This is a genomic window from Shewanella sp. TB7-MNA-CIBAN-0143, from assembly GCF_040310065.1.
Classification (GTDB): domain Bacteria; phylum Pseudomonadota; class Gammaproteobacteria; order Enterobacterales; family Shewanellaceae; genus Shewanella.
The window spans coordinates 56,934-78,962 of the sequence record NZ_JBEOPL010000011.1; the positions used below are offsets into that span (position 1 = coordinate 56,934).

General features: G+C 42.3%; 16 protein-coding genes. 12 read left to right on the forward strand and 4 right to left on the reverse strand.

The features are described from left to right. Window positions 1-30: 30 nt before the first annotated feature. Complete coding sequence (locus tag AAEY97_RS10650) at window positions 31-1,482, forward strand: RimK family ATP-grasp domain-containing protein (protein WP_101086647.1); 1,452 nt, start codon at window positions 31-33, stop codon at window positions 1,480-1,482. An 86-nt stretch (window positions 1,483-1,568) separates the two neighbouring features. Here AAEY97_RS10650 and dgcS read toward each other — a convergent pair whose 3' ends face one another. After that, the gene (dgcS, locus tag AAEY97_RS10655; RefSeq protein ID WP_101086648.1) at window positions 1,569-2,450 is read right to left on the reverse strand and encodes a diguanylate cyclase DgcS; all 882 of its coding nucleotides are present in this window, start codon (window positions 2,448-2,450) and stop codon (window positions 1,569-1,571) included. Between the two features lie 162 nt (window positions 2,451-2,612). Between dgcS and AAEY97_RS10660 the strand changes: the two genes are divergently transcribed. The 8 genes from AAEY97_RS10660 to AAEY97_RS10695 all read left to right on the forward strand — a co-directional run bounded on the left by AAEY97_RS10660 (window position 2,613) and on the right by AAEY97_RS10695 (window position 14,708). Then, window positions 2,613-4,565: a monovalent cation:proton antiporter family protein gene (locus AAEY97_RS10660; protein ID WP_101086649.1), complete on the forward strand. Its 1,953-nt coding sequence runs from the start codon at window positions 2,613-2,615 to the stop codon at window positions 4,563-4,565. A 199-nt stretch (window positions 4,566-4,764) separates the two neighbouring features. After that, complete coding sequence (locus AAEY97_RS10665) at window positions 4,765-5,301, forward strand: sigma-70 family RNA polymerase sigma factor (protein WP_350998747.1); 537 nt, start codon at window positions 4,765-4,767, stop codon at window positions 5,299-5,301. Then, on the forward strand, window positions 5,298-6,011 hold the full coding sequence (locus tag AAEY97_RS10670) for an anti-sigma factor (RefSeq protein ID WP_101086650.1): 714 nt from the start codon (window positions 5,298-5,300) through the stop codon (window positions 6,009-6,011). The genes AAEY97_RS10665 and AAEY97_RS10670 overlap by 4 nt, the downstream gene beginning before the upstream one ends. A gap of 418 nt (window positions 6,012-6,429) precedes the next feature. Further along, window positions 6,430-8,016 carry a DUF4331 domain-containing protein gene (locus AAEY97_RS10675; protein WP_011636770.1) on the forward strand — a complete coding sequence of 529 codons (1,587 nt, stop codon included), beginning with the start codon at window positions 6,430-6,432 and terminating at the stop codon, window positions 8,014-8,016. Window positions 8,017-8,026: 10 nt separating this feature from the next. Further along, window positions 8,027-8,569: an Ig-like domain-containing protein gene (locus AAEY97_RS10680; protein ID WP_350998750.1), complete on the forward strand. Its 543-nt coding sequence runs from the start codon at window positions 8,027-8,029 to the stop codon at window positions 8,567-8,569. Window positions 8,570-8,713: 144 nt separating this feature from the next. Beyond that, window positions 8,714-9,880, forward strand: a complete 1,167-nt coding sequence (locus AAEY97_RS10685; protein ID WP_162023491.1) for a tetratricopeptide repeat protein — start codon at window positions 8,714-8,716, stop codon at window positions 9,878-9,880. 10 nt (window positions 9,881-9,890) lie between these two features. Beyond that, window positions 9,891-11,015, forward strand: coding sequence for a HupE/UreJ family protein (locus AAEY97_RS10690; RefSeq protein WP_350998754.1), 1,125 nt, complete (start codon window positions 9,891-9,893; stop codon window positions 11,013-11,015). Window positions 11,016-11,495: 480 nt separating this feature from the next. Continuing rightward, window positions 11,496-14,708: a DEAD/DEAH box helicase gene (locus AAEY97_RS10695; protein ID WP_335691368.1), complete on the forward strand. Its 3,213-nt coding sequence runs from the start codon at window positions 11,496-11,498 to the stop codon at window positions 14,706-14,708. Between the two features lie 130 nt (window positions 14,709-14,838). Here AAEY97_RS10695 and AAEY97_RS10700 read toward each other — a convergent pair whose 3' ends face one another. After that, window positions 14,839-15,111, reverse strand: coding sequence for a hypothetical protein (locus AAEY97_RS10700; RefSeq protein ID WP_350998757.1), 273 nt, complete (start codon window positions 15,109-15,111; stop codon window positions 14,839-14,841). A 120-nt stretch (window positions 15,112-15,231) separates the two neighbouring features. Between AAEY97_RS10700 and AAEY97_RS10705 the strand changes: the two genes are divergently transcribed. From AAEY97_RS10705 to mdoH, 3 genes are all read left to right on the forward strand, one after another. After that, the gene (locus tag AAEY97_RS10705) at window positions 15,232-15,579 is read left to right on the forward strand and encodes a hypothetical protein (protein WP_174839643.1); all 348 of its coding nucleotides are present in this window, start codon (window positions 15,232-15,234) and stop codon (window positions 15,577-15,579) included. Window positions 15,580-16,358: 779 nt separating this feature from the next. Beyond that, on the forward strand, window positions 16,359-17,906 hold the full coding sequence (locus AAEY97_RS10710; RefSeq protein WP_502959454.1) for a glucan biosynthesis protein G: 1,548 nt from the start codon (window positions 16,359-16,361) through the stop codon (window positions 17,904-17,906). Then, window positions 17,903-20,023, forward strand: a complete 2,121-nt coding sequence (gene mdoH / locus AAEY97_RS10715; protein WP_350998763.1) for a glucans biosynthesis glucosyltransferase MdoH — start codon at window positions 17,903-17,905, stop codon at window positions 20,021-20,023. The genes AAEY97_RS10710 and mdoH overlap by 4 nt, the downstream gene beginning before the upstream one ends. A 150-nt stretch (window positions 20,024-20,173) precedes the next feature. Here the strand turns inward: mdoH and AAEY97_RS10720 are convergent, their stop codons facing one another. Beyond that, window positions 20,174-21,178, reverse strand: coding sequence for an oxidoreductase (locus tag AAEY97_RS10720; RefSeq protein ID WP_192115272.1), 1,005 nt, complete (start codon window positions 21,176-21,178; stop codon window positions 20,174-20,176). Between the two features lie 9 nt (window positions 21,179-21,187). After that, entirely contained in the window at window positions 21,188-21,802 is a 615-nt protein-coding gene (locus tag AAEY97_RS10725) for a LysE family translocator (RefSeq protein ID WP_350998766.1), read from the reverse strand. Between the last annotated feature and the right edge of the window lie 227 nt (window positions 21,803-22,029).

The window sequence follows — 22,029 nt, forward strand, 5'->3', positions numbered from 1 at the left end:
GCTAAACCGCACAAGAGGCAACAGATATTTATGGCTCATTTTTTAATTGTCACCGACGATGTTAATGATTGGCGTCCCTATTTGCCCAGTGACCATATGGTCACGGTTCATGATTATTTAGAAATGGGTGCATTTGCAGATCAAAGCGCCATGCAAGTGATTAACTTGTGTCGCAGTTATGACTATTTAAGCACAGGTTATTACTGCTCGTTAATGGCGGAAGCTCGCGGGCATCGCGTGATCCCTCGGGTAATGACCATTAATGATTTATCTCAGGACCGTTTTTTTAGTTTGCCGCAATCAGGCTTAGATAAGCTGCCAGAGACGGTGAATGAAATCAGCATGAAGCTGTATTTTGGCTATTGTGATAATCCGTTGTTAGACAAGCTTGCGCGTAAAATATTTGAACGTTTTACTGTGCCTGTATTGCAGGTGAATTTGTTAAAAATGTCAGGTAAATGGCAAGTTAACACCATTGAGCCTGCTGCGTTTCAAGATTTAACCGAGCCTGAACAAGATTTATTTGCCAAGTATCTTGAAGTGTTTTCACAAAAAGTATGGCGTTTACCGAAACCGTCGAAACGTTATCGTTACGAAATTGCCATGCTGGTGGATGAGCATGAGAAAATGCCACCATCAGATAAAGCCGCGTTAAAGTTATTTACTAAGTCGGCTAATCGTATTGGCATGGATTTAGTCCAAATTGGTTCTCATGATCTGGCTCGACTAAGTGAATTTGATGGTTTGTTTATTCGCTCAACCACTAATATCAGCAACTTTACCTATCGGTTTGCTAAAGCGGCTGAGCAACTTGGGCTAGTGGTAATGGATGATCCTGAATCCATTATGAAGTGCACTAATAAGGTGTTTTTAACCGAACTATTAAACAAGCATAAAGTGCCCGTACCCAAGAGTTTAATCTTTAAAGCCTCAGATAAAAACTGGGCCGATAATGTTATTAACACCATAGGGTTACCGATTGTACTTAAAGTACCCGACGGCGCATTTTCGCTCGGGGTTGTTAAAGTTAAAGACCGTGAAACTTTACTTGAACAAGCAGCGATAATCTTTGAGCACAGCGCGCTAATTTTAGCGCAGGCGTTTATGCCAACCGATTATGATTGGCGTATCGGCGTGCTAAATCGTCAACCGATTTATGCCTGTCGTTACTTTATGAGTCGCGGTCATTGGCAGATTTACCAACATCATCAAAGTGGCCGTGTTAGCAGTGGTGATTTTGACTGTATTGACTTGAAAATGGTGCCACAAAATATTGTCGATGCTGCGGTTAAAGCGTCTAATTTAATTGGTGCAGGCTTGTATGGCGTCGACTTAAAAGAAATCGACGGTAAGGCTTATGTGATTGAAGTGAATGACAATCCGAGTATCGACCATGGCGTCGAGGATTTGTTTTTAGGTGATTTAGTCTATGACCGAGTGATGACTGAGTTTTTAAGGCGTATTCAGCTTCGCGGTATGTAATTACCAGGCAATAATCAACCAATAAAAAAGACCTGTTAAGGTCTTTTTTTATTAATTAGTTGTTACTACATAAGTATAAGGTTGTGCTAATTAGCGCAAATTCGGTAGCAATTACGTCCGGCAGCTTTCGCGGAATACATGGCTTTATCGGCACGCTCATATATATTTTCTGCTTGTTGCTGCGGTTTTGACTCCGCAATACCTAAACTGCACTGAATGTTATATTCGGTAAGCTCTGAATGTTTTGGCATCATATCAATGATACGTTGGCATACTATTGCAGCGGCCTGGGCATCCCCTTGGGTAACGATCACAAACTCATCACCGCCAATTCTAAAGGCTTGGTCTGTATTACGAATGGCTTCATTAATTAATGCGGCAAAGCCTACTAATACAAAATCACCTACTTTATGGCCATGCGCATCGTTAAGTTGTTTAAATTTATCTAAATCTAATACAATTAAAGACACTTGGCCTTGCTGGCGATTAGCTCGTGCTAATGCGATGTCGATTGCCTGGCGGTAATAATAACGATTACCTAGTTGGGTTAGTGCATCAAACATGGCTTGATTAGACATATTTTGATACTTCAACGCATTATTCAACGGTTGAATTAATATGCCTTCAAGTTGCTCTAAAGTGTGTTTTTGCGCCGAACTAAGTGCTACAGACAACTGATAGGTTATGATAAACGTATCTTGGTTATCGTTAATAGTACGTTGCAGTTCAATACCGTAGTGACGTCCCCAAACAAACTTTTGTTTGTCTAGGTTCAATTGTAGTCCTTTAATCGGCAAATGTTGTCCTAGGATCTTGCCGAAGCAGGCAAAAACTGTCCGAGGATCTAAACTTCCATGTAGTTGTTGAATCACTTGAATAAGGTCCAGTTCGGGTTCCATATTCAAGTAAGCGTCTGAACGGTACCAGTAATCTTCAGGATATAATTCTGTCGCTATTGAAAAATCCATAATATTGGTTCCAGTACGTTACAACTAATTACCATATTGTTAGCAATAATCGTGCCTATGAAAAATTTTCTATAGTTATTAATTGGTTGTTGTTTTACTGTAGTGCTAACAAAACGTTTTATTTCCCTTTCGACAGTTTTTTGACAAGGAGCCAAAGCCACAATGGAACACAGTATTTTTATCCATATTTTGTTGATGCTTGTGATTGCTATTGTGGCGATTGCATTGTTACGTCGACTCGGCTTACCGGCCATTTTAGCTTATTTACTCACCGGGGTTGTTAGCGGCCCCAGCGGTTTTCATTGGTTTACCCAATTACAAATGCAATCTGTGGCTGAGTTAGGCGTAGTGCTACTGATGTTTACCTTAGGACTTGAGTTTTCGGTACCGAGGTTGTGGGCAATGCGCCGAACGGTTTTTGGCCTGGGTAGCGCCCAAATGCTGGTAACAGCCTTTGTGGCTGGCGGCATTGCTATGTTGGTTGGGCAAAACTTAGTGGCTGCGGTGGTGATTGGTTCGGCTATTGCGCTGTCGTCAACGGCCATAGTGTTAAAGCTGCTTAATGAACAAAACTGGTTAAGGCGCAGACACGGCGAGCTGTCGGTCAGTGTATTGTTATTTCAAGATTTAGCGGTGGTGCCGCTATTGATTTTAATGCCGCTATTAGCCAAAGGCGGTGCTGAAATGAGCTTCAATAGTATCGCGTGGGGATTACTCACCGGTATTTTGGCCTTTTTAGGATTAATGTCATTTGGTAAATGGATATTGCCACGTATTTTTGACGAAGTAGCTCGCTCACGTTCAAATGAATTATTTGTATTATCTACCTTAGTTGTTGCTTTAGTGACGGGCGCGTTTACTCAATGGCTTGGATTATCGATGGCGTTAGGGGCATTTATTGCTGGGATGTTACTTGGCGAAAGCCAGTATCGGCGCCAGTTAGAGGCTGACATAAGGCCATTTCGTGATTTATTAATGGGTTTGTTTTTTATTTCCATCGGCATGCTACTGAATTTCGATTTAGTGATGCAATATTGGTGGCAAGTGTTATTGATTTTGGCAGGTGTGGTGCTCACCAAAATATTAATCGTGCACGGTTTGCTCAAACTTGTGGGTGAAAATACTAAGGTATCACTCAGTACCGCAATTAGTTTAGGTCAAGTCGGTGAGTTTAGTTTTGTGTTACTGGCATTAGCAGTAAATTATCAATTACTCGATACCGAAGTAAGCACTGTGTTAGTCGCCGTGGCGGTGATATCTATGTCAATGGCGCCTTGGCTGATCCGTCACAGTGTTGATATTGCCAAAAAGGTTAGCGGCAATAAGCTGCCACCTAAAAATGAACCGATAGAAATTGTATTGCCTCATTCTGACGAAAGTGATGTGGTACTGATTTTAGGTTACGGCCGCGTAGGGCAAACGATTGCACGCTTTTTGAAAACAGAAGCGGTGCCTTATATGGTGCTTGATTTAGATCCCACCAGAGTGACAGAAGCGAGAGCCGCAGGCGAAAATATTCATTTTGGTGATGCTTGCAGAATGGCGCTATTGAAGAAGATGGGCATTCGTCAAGCGAGCTTAGTGGTGGTGACATTTTGCGAACCAAGGCAATCTGAAGAGTGTTTAGCCGTGGCGCGTAAACTGGCTCCCGATGTAAAAATATTGGTGCGCACTCGCGATGATGCGAATCTACATGAGCTTAAAGAAGCGGGGGCGACCCAAGTTATCCCTGAATCACTTGAGGGCAGCTTAATGCTGGTGTCGCAAGTGTTGTTTAAATGTGGCGTCCCCTTAGCGCGGATTATTAAACGCTTGGAATCTGAACGTCGTAATCATTATCAATATTTACACGGTTTCTTTTCCGGCACAGAAACTGATTTTACCTTAGATTTACTCCATGCTGTGTCACTGGCTTCAGGTGCTAGTGCGGTGGGTAAAACCGTTGCAGATATTCCATGGCAAGCTTTGGATGTTGAGCTTAGAGCGGTGCGGCGTAAAGGCGAGGAGATCGATCCCCCCCCCCCTGAGTGGATATTAAGGCGTAACGATATTTTAATGCTGGTGGGTAAACCGCGCAGTATCGAGAAAGCTGAAGAGTATTTACTGCAAGGTTAAATATAGCTTCATATTATTGCTACCAAGCACCATGCTGAAAAGTGATGGTGCTTTTTTATTTTATTTTATTTTATTTTATTTATTTTGCATCCAATATTAACTTTGGTTCGTATACACGCTATTGGGGCTTTTTTATCAATATATGCGCAATTAGCCTGTATCAACTATATCGAACCATCATAGGGAAACGTGGCAGATTATGGATCAAGACACCTTACTTAACTTATTAAGTGCTAGTGCAGATGGAGATAAACAAGCATTTGCTGATTTATACCAATCTACCAGTGGCCAGTTATTCGCAGTTAGCTTAAAAATGCTCGGTCGACGTGAGTTAGCCGAAGAGGCATTACAAGAAGCCTACGTAAAAATTTGGCATAACGCGACAGAATATCAACACGGAAAAGGATCGGTTCTCACGTGGATGATCAGTATTGTTCGTTACCGAGCCTTAGACATGTTGCGTTATCAAAAGGTCAGAAAGGAAGATCCACTTGAAGATGGCCAAGAAGCCATTTTTGAAGAGCATATCAATGATGACGGGCCTCAAGTTCATAAAAATAAACTCGACCAGTGTATGGGAGAACTCGAGCCTCAGCAGAAACAAGCAATTCATCTCGCTTATTATAATGGTTTATCGCATCACGAAGTTGTGGGGCACTTAGATTTACCATTAGGCACTATTAAGAGTTGGATCCGTCGTGGTTTACAACAATTACAGAGGTGTTTATCGTTATGAATTATCGTGATCCTCAATTAAAAGACGCATTAGCAGCAGAATATGTGCTGGGTACATTGCGTGGCCAAGCTAGACGTCGGTTTCAAAAATTAATGATGCAAATTCCCAGTCTGCGTGAAAGCACTTGGTTATGGGAGCAACATTTACATGGCATGAATCAATTGTTAACGCCGATAACCCCAGATGAACGGGTTTGGCAACAAATCAGTATGTCGCTAGGGTTTGTTGATAATGTGGCCCAAGCACCATCGCCAGAAACCTCAAATGTGGTGCCTATGGCAACACGTAACCGTTTATGGAAGGGATTGGCTTCAATGGCAAGCGCAGCAGCCATTGTTATGGCTGTTTTAGTTGTGAATAATCAGCCTGTACCAGTTGCTACATCGCAGCAAGTTGCGGTAGTGCAAAGTGCACAATCTAAAGCATTATGGCTGATTGAAGTCACCTCCAATACGATTGAAGTGCGCTCTACTAGTAACCTTAAGCCACTGGCGAATAAAGACTATGAGTTATGGATGGTGGCTAAAGGTGTCGAAAATCCAATTTCATTAGGCTTACTGCCTAAGTCAGGCAAGTTAACATTGGTGAAAAACAGTCAATTTGATGACATGGATATTGTGGCTCTGGCGGTGAGTTTAGAGCCTTTGAACGGCTCACCAAATGGCTTACCAACAGAGGTATTGTATACCGCAGAGCTAGCAATTTTATAAAGCCTTGATGATAGGGTGATGCTTCAAAGCATTGATGTGTTACCACGCTAACATTTAAGCGGCCAATAGTGAGACTATTGGCCGCTTTTTTATGGTTGCAACTATCTATTGGCGATCGATGAATCACCGGTTAACGGGAAATTGTTAACGACTCATTTCTGAGCATTCACATACTAAAGGATTGTATTGAAGAAATTGTATAGAGGGGGCTGTATTGAAAGGACCATATTGATAGTTCATTATGCGAAAATTAACATTTTCATTAAATTAGTAAAAATAGTTTTTTTATAAATTCATTTAAATTCAGTGTGTTAATTTTTTATTTAATTTATTTCAACAATAATTGCTAAAACCTGCATCCAAAATGGAACCTGAGCCGTTTACTGATATGACTCTACTACATAACAAGGAAATGGTCATGAAAGTACTAAAAATATCCCTAATCGCCAGTATCGTATGCAGCACTTTATTAGGCGCTAATGCATTTGCGTCAAGTCACCGAGAAGCACCCAATATCACTCGTTTTCCAACATTAGACTCTACCGACTTCTACGCTTTTAATAGCTACGAAGCTGGACGTGAAGATTACGTCACTCTTATCGCCAACTATATTCCACTGCAAGATGCCTACGGCGGACCTAACTATTATGCGATGGATCCTGCTGCGGTATACAGCATTCATATCGATAATGATGGTGATGCTATAGAAGATTTAACCTTCCAATTTAACTTTACCAATGAGCTTGCCAATAATAATCAAGGTATTGCGTTAACGGTTGGTCCTGCTGACAATCAACGTAGTGTGTCAGTACCGCTTAAAAATATTGGTGGCATTACTGCTGCGGATCAAAGTGCGGCAAACTTTAGCGAGTCGTATGAGTTAACACTTGTTAAAGGACCACAAAATAGTGGTAGCGCAACAGCGTTAACCAATACTTCAGGGGCGATGTTCCATAAGCCACTGGATTACATTGGTAATAAGAGTTTCGGTGATAGCAGCGCGTATGCAAGTTATGCGGGTCAATTCATCTACGAATTTAATCTCGATGGTTGTGCAAGTCCTGGCAAAGTGTTTGTTGGCCAACGTAAAGACCCTTTCGTGGTTAACTTAGGCAAAACCTTTGATTTGGTCAACTATGTGCCTGTAGAAGGTGATAGTGCACCGGGCGCTGGCGACCAAGGTGGATTTCCAGGTGGCATCACTCAATCTGTTGATAATGATGATTTGATGGATAAAAATGTCACAGCCATTTCAATTGAAGTGCCAAAGTCTTGTTTAACGACTCAAGGCAACGGCACCATTGGTGCATGGACTACCGCCAGTTTACCGCAAGCGCGTATATTAAATCCAAATGCCAAAGTGGGTAAAACTGAAGTCAACGGCGGCGCATTAACTCAGGTATCTCGTCTGGGTAATCCACTAGTTAACGAGTTAGTGATTGGCTTAAAGGATAAAGACACCTTTTCGACTTCACATCCTAAAGATGACACTCAGTTTGCTGACTATGTGACGCACCCGAGCTTACCAGAGTTGCTTAACATTCTGTTCAAAGACGCGGTTAATCAAACGTTGGGAACAAACATTGAAACGTTAGCGCCAACTAACTTCCCTCGTACCGATCTTGTTACTGCATTTCTCACTGGTTTTGCTGGTGTTAACCAACTTGAGATGGTGACGCCTTCAGAAATGTTGCGTCTTAATACCGGCATTCCGGCAAAATCACGTGATATGCAGTCAGCTTTTGGTGTGGCTGGTGATGATTTAGCCGGTTTCCCAAATGGTCGTCGTCCGGGTGATGATGTGGTTGATATTGCACTGCGCGTGGTAATGGGACGTTTATGTTACCCCATCCCAGTCAATGGTACTGACACGGATTTAGGCCTTTGTACCAGTGATGATGCCAGTGTTGGTAACGTGCCATTTACTGATGGGGCACCCGTTGACGCGACCATGATGATGGATCACTTCCCTTACTTAGCGACGCCGCTTTCGGGCTCAAAATAAGGAACATAAGATGAATATTTCTATTCGATATGCGACGCGTCAAGCGCTTAATAATCTCGCTAAACCAGTGGTATTAATCAGTGTGCTCAGTGGCGGTTTTTTAGCTGGTTGTAACTCAGATGATGATGCGATGACCATGGTTAAAAACAGTGCGCCAATGGTGAACAGTGTCATGCTATCCACCGTGACTGAAACACCGGTGACAGATCAAGTGATAGCCACCGATAAAGACGGTGATGCATTAACGTTTACAGTGGTGAGTGAACCGACGCTTGGTACGGTTAGTTTAATGCCAAACGGCGAGTTTACTTATACTCCTGCCAATGAAGTGACTGGCATGGACAGTTTTACTGTTGCTGTGAGTGATGGCGTAAACGACCCTGTAGCGGCAATGGTGAACATTACCATTGATGCTGAGCAAGTGATGTTTTCAAGCTTAAGTCGTCAGGCATTTTTACAACCAAGCCAAGCTGCACCTTTACGTGTTAATGGCCGCATGGTTGAGAACGATGTTTCAACGGCTGATTTTTACGACGACTTATTACTGGATTAATAGTGCGAGTTCTATTCGCTAGCTTAAGTTTATAACACAGGACCAAATATCTATCTTATTCATCCAATGAATGATTATCTCAGCTGAGAAGTAATGATTAATTAGATCGATATTCATAGCCAAGGATGGCATTAAGGAGGCGTTATGCAAGTGATATCAGGGCGATTAACACCAATGATTAAGTACCCTCAATTTAGCCTCAATATTCAATTTTACATCAATATTGTAATGGTTGTCAGTGCATGTTTTTTGATGGTAGGCAACAGTACTGCGGCGCCATATACACCAAAAGATACCAGTGAAGTTATTGCGACCTGGAAAGTGTTTAATGATACCGACAAGCAAATGAGCTTAGACGACATCAGTGATTTTATTGAACAAGGACAATATCCCGGTGAAGCTGACTATCGCTACGGTCGTGCAAAAGCTTGGTTACAAGCCAAAATGGCCAATGCCAGTCCCGATGCGCAGACCTATTATTTATATGCTCGAGTATTACAGCATCAACACCAATTTGATCGGGCGATAAAGGCGTTAGAGCGCTCCATTGAATTAAAACCGACTGCGATAAATAGTTGGTTATTAAAAGCCAATATTCATCTGGTACAGGGGGATATTGTCGGTGCAAGGCAAGCGTGTTTAACCCTAATAGGAAAAGCCGATATTTTGTTGATTTCTACCTGTGCTTTAGAAGTGACCAGTCAAAATGGCAAACTGGCCGAAAGTTATCAAGAGTTAGCTCGGTTGTACCAGTTGTATCAACCTAATAATGAACCAGAAAAACGTTGGATAGTGCAAATTCTTGCTGACATGGCATTTAAGCAAGGTATGGCAGAAGAAGCATTGAGTTATTTAAATCAGTTAGATATGGACAATGCTCCGGTTAGTTTATTAGCGCTATGGTCTGATATTGAGTTGGCATTAAATCAACATCAACAGGTGTACGATATGCTCTCCAGTGTCGTCAATAATAACGCGGTTCAAGACGACGCACTATTATTGCGCTTAGCAATAGCGGAAAAATCCCTTGGCAATACTGTTAAATGGCAATGGACTTTTGCCCAAAGAGTTAAACTGCGCGAGCAAAGACAAGACAGCTTGCATGCATCCGATCTGGCAAAATATTATTTAACTATTGATATTCAGCCCCAAAAAGCACTTTACTGGGCCAAAATCAACTGGCAGGTAGCACGTCAAGACAATGATCGGATACTTTTAGAACAGGCTAAAGCATTGTTGAGGAAGACTAAAAATGATAAAAAGTCAGTACAAGTCAGTCAGAACCTCGTTGTCGATCATGTAGCAAGTTAAGGATAAACCAGTGAAGGCATTTACACGTTTTTTTTCGGTGATGAAAGGTGGATTATTACTGCTAATGTTACTGTTTAGTCATGGCAGTTTAGCCCATCAAATGAGCACCAGTTATTTGTCTGTTCACCTCGATAAGCACGGGCAAATTCAAGGTGATTGGCAAGTGCGTTTTTTTGACATAAACCAAGTTGTCCCTATTGATGATAACCAAGATGGTGAGCTTACTTGGGGAGAGTTGCAAGCTCATCAAATTGCGATAGTAGATTATTTACGTTCATCTTTGGCAATCAGCCGAGAGCAAGATTGCCCACTGAGTTTTAACCCAACGCAGCAAGTTGACCAACACTTTAGTGAAGGTTATCTAGTCAGTTCATTTCAGGCTGAATGTGATAGCCCTGGAGTGTTGACCATTAATTATCAAGCTTTCTTCAATATAGACACTGATCATAAAGTGATTACCACCATTGCAACGCCCGATCATCAATACGCTCGAGTGATCAGTAACGATAACCCGATAATATTGATCAACTTAGCTGAAAGTCAGCTCAGCGATACATTTACAGAATATGTTTACCAAGGGATTATTCATATTTGGAAGGGCACTGATCATATCTTATTTTTATTGGCGTTGTTATTAACCTGTGTGTTGGTGCGTGAACAACAAAAATGGCACCCGATAGATAAGCCTAAGCAAATATTTAAAGACACAGCATGGATTATTACTGCATTTACATTAGCGCATTCGGTAACGTTAACAGCCACCGCATTGGGGCTGATTAATTTTAGTAGTCACTGGGTTGAACTGGGGATTGCATTGTCGGTGTTGTTTGCGGCGCTTAATAATGTCTGGCCGATTGTATTACGTTTAAGCTGGATAACGTTTGCGTTTGGCCTGTTACACGGCATGGGATTTGCTGGAGTATTAGGCGAGCTTGGTTTGCCTGAAAATCAAAAACTATTAGCGATTCTTGCGTTTAATGTTGGCGTTGAAATCGGCCAGTTGGCGATTTTAGCGCTAGTGCTGCCTGTATTGATGTTTCTACGCCATAGACTTTGGTATCGACATTGGGGCATGCAGCTCGGTTCAATTGCGATTGGGCTCATGGCGATTCAGTGGTCTGTAGAACGTTTTTAGTGTTTGCCAATGAATAACTAGTCAGCTTTGGATAGTGGCTAGTTATTCATTGAGATTGTATTGCTTAAGTAACCTTGTATTCGACCGTCGCTAACTTATGCTCGGTTTACATTTGCCATATGTTCGACTTATGTTTGAGACGGTGTACAAATAACCGATGTCAGTAGCCATTAGTCAGACATTCGCCTACCTTAAATTCCTCTTGGTAATATCTCCCAACGACTCAAGGTTAAAATTGGCTTTAGTGGTAAGCAAACTTTTGTGTATGTTAATTCGTATGATGATACAGATTATTGCTGTATCTGAGCTTTAGCGACCACCCAATATGTGTAATCGCAATAATATAGCGTGTTTGAACGAGTTTTTTGTTCGAAAGATCAGCAAAGCCTAGATATTGCCTGCTTTCTTCCATAGAATGGCAAGTTAACTTTTTTATCAGCAGCCATTGTTTATTTTGCTGCGGTTTTATTAGGTATATTGATGTCGGCGAAACTGTTTAATCTCCCCATTAAGCTTTCATTAGAGATGATTGCGAAACTGTTTTCGGCCACCCAAATTCAAAAAGCGCAAAACTATTTGATCCAAGGTCGAGTTCTAGAAGTTACTGCCAGCAGTAATAATCATGATATTGAGGCCTATGTTGAAGGATCTGCTGCTGAACCCTATCGTCAAGAAATCACCCTAGTTAATGTGAATCACAAAATTGTGATGCGTTCACATTGTACTTGCCCTGTGAGAACAAATTGTAAGCACGTTGCCGCAGCAATGCTGGCACTGGTCGATAAAAAGCCGGTTGAAGAGCAGCGTATCCACCAATGGTTACGCCAACTTGACGAGCAAAAAACGGTTGCCGAGTTTGAAGAAGAGGACGAAGAAAAAGACCGCATTATTTATGTGTTATCTAACGATCCTCATGGCATTTTTGTCGAATTTAAACGCAGTAAATTTAATAAAAAAGGTCAATACAATAAAGGCAGCAAGCTAGCATTAGCCGATATTCGCTATAGCATGCCATGGTGGATTGACCCTGAAGATAAACAGATTATCAGCTTGTTATTGTCATCAAATAATCATGGTTCTAAAATTTATATTGAAGGTGAGATTTCATTTTTAGCACTGACTAAAATGCTCACCGCCGAAGTGTGTTTTTGGGAAGAAAATCGCATCCCCCTAACATGGGCTAAAGCCGTTGTGCCTGAGTTTGTCTGGTGTGAAATTGATAAAAAACATACCCAAATGCAAATGCGCATGCCTGGGCTGGATAATTGGGAGTTTATTGCTACCGAGCCACCTTTGTATGTTGAATTAGACTATTTGCATTTAGGTAGAATAGATACTGACTTGCCAGTTAAAAAGTTAAGTTTATTGCAACACATGCCACCAGTGCCCTTGGCTCAAGTGGATGCCATTAGTCATAAAATGCTCCAGCATTTTTCGCCTAAAACCGTGCCTGTGCCGAGTGAAATTGATTTTTGCGAGATAACAGATTCATTGTTAACACGCTTAACCTTTACGCGTGAGCTCATTGCCAACAACCCGATTCTGCAACCGGTTATTCGAGTTGATCATTGTTACGGTGAAATTACCTTTAATGCATCGACTAAACCCGAACGCATAAGCTTAGTCAAAAAAAATCAAGTTCAGTATCAAGTGCATAGACATGTCGAGCAAGAACTCGCGGCATTACAGTCATTAGCGGATATAGGCTTAGTGACGCTTGAGCCAGACGCTACGCTGGCCAGTTCACAACAACCCTACTATGTCAGTGTCGGCTTATTACCCGAGTCGATTTTTGAATGGTCTGAATTGACCGACAATGGTCTTGATGCGTTAACTGCGCTGGGTATGGATATTCATTTTGATGATGACTTCGACTTACAAATTACCGATGCACAGTTAGATGTCGACTTAGTTGACGATGATGAGTCTGGCTGGTTTTCGTTATCGCTCAGTGCCGACATCGATGGTCAAAGTGTACCGTTATTAGCCTTAGTTGCCCGTTGGTTACAACAAAATGGTGAACCAGCAGACGATGATGAATTGCTATTACCTGGCCCTAACGGTGGTTTTATTAAAATCAAAGCCAAAACCATTAAGCCGCTGATTAGTATTATCCAAGAATTATTTAATCGTCATTCTGGCGATGTCATTTCGATACCACGCAACCGTGCGCATATTTTGAATGATTTATCTGCCAGTGACGTGCGTTTACTCAATGGCGAACGTGTGCGCAATTTAGCCACCAAACTCGCAGAGTTTAAAGGGGTGGTTCCGGTTGAGTTACCCGATGGCTTAAATGCGACATTACGTGATTATCAAAAACAAGGTTTTGACTGGTTGTGTTTTCTTAAAGAATATCAACTAGGTGGTATTTTAGCCGATGACATGGGCCTGGGTAAAACCGTTCAAGCGTTGGCATTTTTACTCAAAGCCAAGCAAGACGCGACCGAGCGTCGTACCAGTTTAATTGTTTGTCCCACTAGCTTAGTGGGTAACTGGTTAAAAGAAGCCAATAAGTTTGCTCCGTCGCTGAATGTAGTGGTGATCCACGGTAATAAACGCCAGCCGTTATTAGATCAAATTAACCAGTTTGATGTGGTCGTGACAACCTATCCATTAATGTTACGTGATGAAGCCATTTATTGTGAATATGTGTTTGAGCATATTATTTTGGATGAAGCACAACAGATTAAAAATGCCCAAGCAAAAGTCACCCAAGTGATTAAAACCCTTAGAGGTAGATTTCGCTTATGTTTATCGGGTACGCCGCTTGAAAACCATTTAGGCGAATTAAAATCATTGATGGATTTTTGCTTGCCAGGTTTATTAGGTCAGCATACTTACTTTAATAAACAGTTCCGAGGTCCGATTGAGAAGCAAGCTGATGTTGAAAAGTCGCAGTTACTGAGTCAGCGTATTGCTCCTTTTATGCTGCGCCGCACTAAAAAAGAAGTGGTATCAGAATTACCTGAAAAAACCGTGATTATTCAAACTCTGGAACTTGAAAGAGATCAACGTAATTTGTACGAGTCTATCCGTTTAGTGATGGAGAAAAAATTGCGTGAACTGTTTGCCAAGAAAGGAGTATCGAGTAGTCATATTGAGTTTTTAGATGCATTGTTGAAGTTGCGTCAAGCCTGTTGCGACCCGCGTTTAGTTAAGCTTGAACAAGCTCAACAGGTAAAAGACAACGCTAAAATGACTTGGTTAATCCAAAACCTGCCTGAAATGATTGAAGAAGGTCGTAAGATCCTTATCTTCAGCCAATTTACCGGCATGCTGGCACTCATTGAAGATGAACTGAAACGCTTAGCTATCAGTTATAGCAAGTTGACAGGCCAAACTCGTGACCGTCAGACCCAAATTGATTCGTTTCAAGAGGGTGATAACTCGGTGTTTTTGATCAGTTTAAAAGCCGGTGGAACCGGACTTAACCTTACTGCTGCGGACACGGTTATTCATTTTGACCCGTGGTGGAACCCTGCCGCGGAGCGCCAAGCGACCGATCGCGCTCATCGTATTGGCCAGTTAAATCCAGTGTTTGTTTATAAACTCATTGCCCAGGGCACCGTTGAAGAGAAAATTCAAGAAATGCAGCAGCACAAACAAGGTTTGGCAGACAGTATTTTATCCGATGGTACTCAAGGTCCATGGCAGGGCAGTGCGAACGATTTATTAGCATTGTTGAGTTAATCGTTGAGTTAATAGTTGAGTTAATCGTTGCGTTAATGACACTAAAATCACTTGAACTAGCGTGTAGATTCGCGAAACTCAAGTGATTTAGCGGTTATCAATTACCCTAGATGAACTCGATAACATTGGCTTAAAAACGTTGACTCGACACATTTTGGCTCAATAAGCTTTGGCTCGATAAATATGGACTCGATACACGTTGACTCGATACACTTTGACTCGACACATTTTGGCTCAATAAGCTTTGGCTCGATAAATATGGACTCGATACACGTTGACTCGATAAACGTTGGCTCGATACACTTTGACTCGATACACTTTGGCTCGATACACTTTGGCTCGATACACTTTGGCTCGATACACTTTGGCTCGATACACTTTGGCTCGATACACTTTGACTCAATAAGCTTTGGCTCGATAAATATGGGCTCGATACACTTTGGCTCGATAAATATGGGCTCGATACACTTTGGCTCGATAAATATGGGCTCGATAAACATTAACTCGAAAATGGAGATGAACCTTGGTTGCAATGTACTTTAAACGTGGTTCATCAGCGCCAAGACAACGGCGTTCGTCTCGTGCGACGCCTGCTGAGCACACAGCTTATTTTGAACAGGTGTTTACCGTTCTTCGGCTTCATCCTGAGAAAATTGCCATAGTTAGACGTAATATTGCTGAGTTCCAAGCTCAACCTTATTTGAAAAAAGGCCTGCACACGGCAATTGATCGGTTACTGTTGGTGTTTGAAGACGATAACGACATTGAACTGCTATATAGGCAAGTGATGAGTGATGATATTGGCCAACGGGTAAGACGCTACCCGCTGATATTTAAAGGCATAATTTCAATAGATTCAGATGCTGTGTAATTTCATTCAGCGAGTGCCTTATCAAATATAAGCACTCATCGTTATGGGCGTTCAATCACGCTAACCGTCATACGTTCCACAAGTGGATATGCCAAACCGTTTAGCGCTATTCCCATTAACTTGGCCATCATCAATATCGATGTTGTGTACTGCGCCAAATTAAACAACAATCATGTTGCTGCCACTCAATACTTAAACCGATTACCTATATTCGGCCATAACCTTATTGTCATGTATCTTTTAGCTTGAGTCCTTTGACCGCTTGTAGTGGTTCCCTCCAATACCGTGGTTATCTCAAATGGTCGTTAGATTAATTCACCAAATGGCACGCCTTGCTTATTCGCCCTTATTTATTTGCCCTTATTTAGTCGTATTTATTACTAATAGTCATTATTGGGTTAGATATTGGCCATATATTTCAGCGAAATAGGATTGAGCGTTAAACAATATTCATATTGTGGATAAAATACTCAAAATGTTTACGTTTAATGGTAATACTAGTTAAGTCGTAATGCTCAAGATGATTGGGGTTCATTTTTTTAAATAATTGAAGCTATGCTGATAGTGATCAATATTATCTAAACGAGGTCGTTTAAATGATCTTTGACTAAAATTATCTTCGGTCAACACCAGCCTCGATTAATACCAACCTCGATTAACAGTACAGGGGCAGAACCGTTAGTGAGTACGATGTTGTGGAGCTATTTTGTGAATTTTCAATAAGGAGTTTCAATATGTTAAGGACTGTTAATATGTTTTACGATTCACCGCTAAAAAATATGCTTGATGAGCGCTTTTCTGTGCAAGCTTGGGTTCATCTCGTGGTATCACTCTTTTTAGTTTCATCGGTAAGTATTGCTTATGCAGAAACGCCAGTATCCAAAACTGATGGCAAGCCATTCTCCCATGACACAGTCGTAGAAGTTGCTCAAAAACTGTCCCAGACCCCTTTTATTGAACCCAAACAAGCCCCCGAAGCCCTGACTAAAATAGATTACTCAACCTATCGTCAAATTAATTTCCAACAACATGCTGCTATTTGGGGCAATGCGCCCACACCTTTCTCGATACAACTATTTGCTCCTGGGTATATCTATAAACAGTTGATTGATATCGACGTGGTCGAGAATGGTAAATCATTTCCGGTAGCAGTATCTGAATCATCCTTCAGAGTGCCAGATGAATCAATTGGCAAATTACTGGAGCAAGTCGGTAAATATGCAGGGTTTCGTTTGCATTACCCGATCAATCGCGATGATTATAAAGATGAATTTCTTGTGTTTCAGGGCGCCAGTTATTTTCGTGGGGTCTCTAAAGGGCAAGCGTATGGGTTATCTACCCGCGGACTTGCCATCAATGTTGCCGATCCTAAAGGTGAAGAATATCCTTTATTTAAAAAGTTTTGGATTGAACGTCCATCCAGTCATCAAGAGGCGATTGTGGTCCATGCGTTACTAGACAGTGTGAGTGTAACAGGAGCCTATCGTTTTGCTATTTACCCTGGCGATCCGACCCGAATGGGTGTCGATGTTAAGCTTTTCCCAAGGCAGGATGTTAAGAATGTGGGTCTGGCTCCGTTAACGTCAATGTTTATGCATGGCGGCATCGATCGCGCTGATACTGCTGATTACCGTCCTGCGGTGCATGACTCTGAAGGCCTGCTAATGGAAAAAGGTAATAATGAGAAAATCTGGCGTCCGCTGAATAATCCTCGTGGATTACAGGTGAGTTCTTTTATGGATGAGAATCCTAAAGGATTTGGTTTGATCCAGCCACATCGAAAATTAGATTATTATCAGGACCTTGAAGCAAATTATCATCTTCGTCCATCGGCGTGGGTTGAACCAACGGGTGATTGGGGTAAAGGTAGAGTTGAACTGGTTGAAATTCCATCTGATTCTGAAGCCAATGACAATATTGTTGCCTATTGGAAGCCAGAACAAGGTTTGAAAAAAGGCCAGCCATTCGCCTATTCATATCAATTGACCTGGGTGGATCAGATCCCTAAAACCGAAGGCAAAGTAAAAGTGGTTCGAACTGCTGGTGGTCGCAAGTTATCGACGGATAAAAATGAGATTGTTATCGATTACAGTCACATTAATGCCAACGATGTCAGTCATATTCGTGTCGATGCCAGTATCAGCAGTGGCGCTATTTTAGAATCACGTATTGAGTCTAATCCCAGTGTTGATGGTGCCAGAGTTTTTATCACGTTCGATCCGCAAGATGCTGAGGTTGCAGAGTTACGTGTACAGCTAAGTAACAAAGATAAACCGCTTGGTATGACATGGCTGTATCGCTTTACTGCAGAGGACTGGCCTTTATGATAGCAAATGATGCTAAAATTACTGATCATGGTGAACGTGCATTGCCTGACGAATCGCCACTGTTAATGCATCGTCATGAGGTTTCTGAACCGGGTCATAGATTAACTCAGAGTCAACAAACCGTGTGGTTTACGCTGCGCACATTTGTTGCACAGTTATTTGTGTTTATGGTTACAGCAGGCTTATCGACTTATGGCATAAGAGAAATGTATTTGGTGCTTAACACCAATGCCATTACCAGTTTGCAAATGGTTTTTTTGCTGTTGTTTAGCATTAACTTTCTGTGGGTTACTTTTGCTTTTTCACAGGCACTATTGGGTTTTCTGTTGCATCTAAAACCGCGCCTAATTAAAGAGAATGAGACAGAACCAGAGTTCAAAACGGCGGTATTGCTGCCTATTTATAATGAAGATCCGCTGCGTATTCGGGCCACAATAGAGGCGATGAGTGCAGATTTAATCGCTACCGCACCGGGTAAATATGCTTTCTTTATTCTCAGTGACACTAATCGAGCTGATGCATGGATTGCTGAGGAACAGACTTTTGTGGATCTTATCAATAACAGCCAACCACAGTGTCCGGTTTATTACCGTCGTCGTCACCAAAACAGTGAACGTAAAGCCGGTAATATCGGCGACTGGGTTCAGCGTTGGGGTGGTGATTATGAGGCAATGATAGTGCTTGATGCTGACAGTATCATGAGCGCAAAGTCGATGGTGACATTATCACGTCGTTTAGCTGGCGCACCTGGCGTCGGTCTTATTCAAACCTTACCGACACTGGTGTTTGCCAATACGCTTTACAGCCGTTTGCAACAGTTTGCCAATCAATGCTTCGGTCCTATTTATGCCGAGGGTTTGTCGGCTTGGCATGGTTTGTCCTCAAATTTTTGGGGCCACAATGCCATTATTCGTACCAAAGCATTTGCTGAGTCCTGTCATCTGCCTATTCTGTCCGGTAAAGCACCTTTTGGCGGCCATGTATTAAGTCATGACTTTATCGAAGCGGCGTTGCTGCGTCGTGCAGGCTGGGGAGTTCGTTTTGATACCGATATTGAGGCTTCATTTGAAGAAGCTCCACCGTCGTTAATTGATGTGATGATCCGTGACCGACGCTGGTGTCAGGGTAATTTACAGCATTCAGCATTTATGTTTGCTCGCGGTTTCTCATTGCCGACGCGGTTGCATCTTTTGTCTGGGGTGATGTCTTACCTGAGCGCCATTTTTTGGTTAGCCCTGATTATGGTCGGGCTTGCGATTGCGGTTCAGGCGGCATTTATACGTCCAGAGTACTTTGCCAATCCATCGCTGTTTCCAACCTGGCCAGTGTTTGATTCTGAGCGCGCATTAAGCCTGTTTGTGGTGTCAATGGCCATTGTGCTGGCACCTAAAGCATTTGGCTGGTTTGCTGCCTTGATTAATATTCCGCGGTGTTTACGATTTGGCGGGCCAATATTGTTAACCTTGAGTACCTTGTTGGAAATGATCATGTCTGCTCTGTACGCACCTATTCTGATGGTGTCGCAGTTTGGCGTGGTGTTGTCTATATTTCGAGGCAAAGACAGTGGTTGGATGCCGCAATCTCGAGACGATGGTGCATTGAGCTGGATGTCAGTGATGCGGGCTCATCTTGGTCATACCGTGTTTGGGGTTGCGCTGGCTTTGACCGCACTATCGCTCAGTACAGAACTCTTTTACTGGTTATTACCGATTACAATAGGGTTGATGCTATCGATCCCTTTGTCTTGGTTAAGCGGCGGCGCGAGGCGAACTAAATGGATTAAAACAGTCGGATTACTGCGAGCGCCTGAAGAAAAAAAACCAGTTAACATTTTGGTTAAAGTGAAGGAAAACGAGGCTAATTTGCCCCATCTACGACACATGCATCCGTTCAGTCGGTTGGTTAATAATCCTTTATTATTTAAATGGCACCTTGCTCAGTTACCAGACGTAGGTGAACAAAAACCGACGTTTTATGCCCCGAGAATTATTGCGGAATGGAAATTAAACCATGCTGAAAGCTTATCGCAATTAGAATCATGGTTGGAACCCACAGAGGTGATAGCATTATTAAGCAATGCGGATTATCTACATAAATTGAAAACAATCGGTAACTAATTTCTATCACTCGTCTTTGTAACAAGTACTAAAAAAGCCGCTCAATAATGCGTTATTGAGCGGCTTTTTTAGTACTTAATACTCAGCAATTAAGATTAGATTTAGGCTCTAGATCATTATTTAGGCTGAGCCATTGCTGACGTTACAGCATTATTTATGTTGAGCCATCACTCGGGTTGCAAACTCACTTGGTCCGGCCAAAATAGCCCGGCCCACAGCCACTAAATCAACCTGTTCAGTGGCTAAAATGGTTTCGATGTAATCAATACTTTCAATGCCGCCGACACCAATCACGGCCGCTTTCGTTGTACCTGTCAGCGGCGCTGCATCTTCAACTAAAAAGCCCTCGCCGCGTTTGTCTTTAGGGCGATTCCAGCCCCCAATGCCTGATGAAACATTAAGTATTTCAACGCCCGCATCAACTAGCCATTGGCTAACGTGGCCCATATCGTCATGAGACAAACCACCAGGGTAACCGTCTTGCCCAGGAATGCGGGTCATTACTGCTAATCTTGGCGCCGCTTGTTTTATTTTACTGACTATTTCGATCAATATTCTGGCGCGATTTTCAAGGCTGCCACCGTATTGGTCTTGGCGTTGATTCGTCAGCGGAGATAACCATTGATTAATACCGTAACCGTGGGCACAGTGCAGCTCGACTAAATCAAATCCGGCTTTGTCAGCACGAATGGCAGCACTAACAAAATCCTGCTGCCATTGATTGATATCATCCAATGTCATGGCTCTAGGGGTTGGTAATACACGATCATATGCTGGCACGGTAATGCCTGACGGCCCCATAATATCAGCGCTAATACCTGCACTGTCTTTGCCGCCGCAATGGGTAATTTGTAAGCCTGTTTTTACCCCTGCATTATGTAACGTCGCGGCAATTTGGCTTAAGCCGGGTAAGCAAGCATCATCATGCGCCCCAAGCTGATTAGACTCACTTCGTCCTGCTAAATTTACATGGCTGTATTCTACCATCACCAACCCTGCACCCGACTGGGCTAAATGATGGTAATGATTGATGGTCGTTTCAGTTGCTAAGCCATTTAGGTCTGCGGTTTGTGACGCCATTGGCGGCACCACTAAACGGTTTTTAAAGGTCAGTCCGTTCGTGAGTGTGAGTGGGGTAAAGCGTAACGCGGTCATTGCAACATCCTATATATTTATGGCTATCAATATGCCAGCAATCAACATAATACTGCCTGCAGTACGATTCATTATCGTTGCCGCTTTAGGGGAGGTAAATACCTGTTTTGCACTTGATGCCAAATATGCATAAGTGAGGTTAACTGAACCAAAAGCCAAGGTTGCAGTGGCGAGTATAATTATCACATCGATAAGGTCAACATGGACCATAGGCACAAAAGCAGGAAAAAAGCTGACGTAAAATATCAATGCTTTAGGGTTGCCAAGGGCAATAAGCAGGCCTGTGATTAAATTTTTAAATTGGCTCACTTTAGGTATGGTTGCTAATTGAACGCCTTTGGCGGTTGCACGCAACATACTGAAACCTAACCAGCATAAATAAAGCGCACTGGCGTACTTTATTATTTCAAACGCTGGCCCCATCGCATTGGCAATGGCAGCTAAACCAAACAAGGCTAATAGGATGTAAACAAAGTCGCCCATCAGCACGCCAAGGGTAATAAAAGCGCCATGCTTGAACCCATTTGAAAATGCTCTTGATACCACGGCAAACACTGCCGGTCCCGGTAGTATCGCCAAAATTAACATAGTGAAAAATAATGCAATAACTTGCTGTAGTATCATTAAATAACCTGAACTTGGGTTTATGGGTAGAATACGGTGGTTATAATCGATTAGGTCGCGACACTAAATCGATTTTTCGAGAGTATATCGTATTTTCATAGCGTTAATGTATTGGTCTATCGTAAGCAGTCGTTTCAGGTTATTGAATTGTGTTTATCGACGTTATGTTTTTATTACTTTGGTATTGCGGTATGTCATTACGGCGTTAAGCGGTTCATTTTATAGGT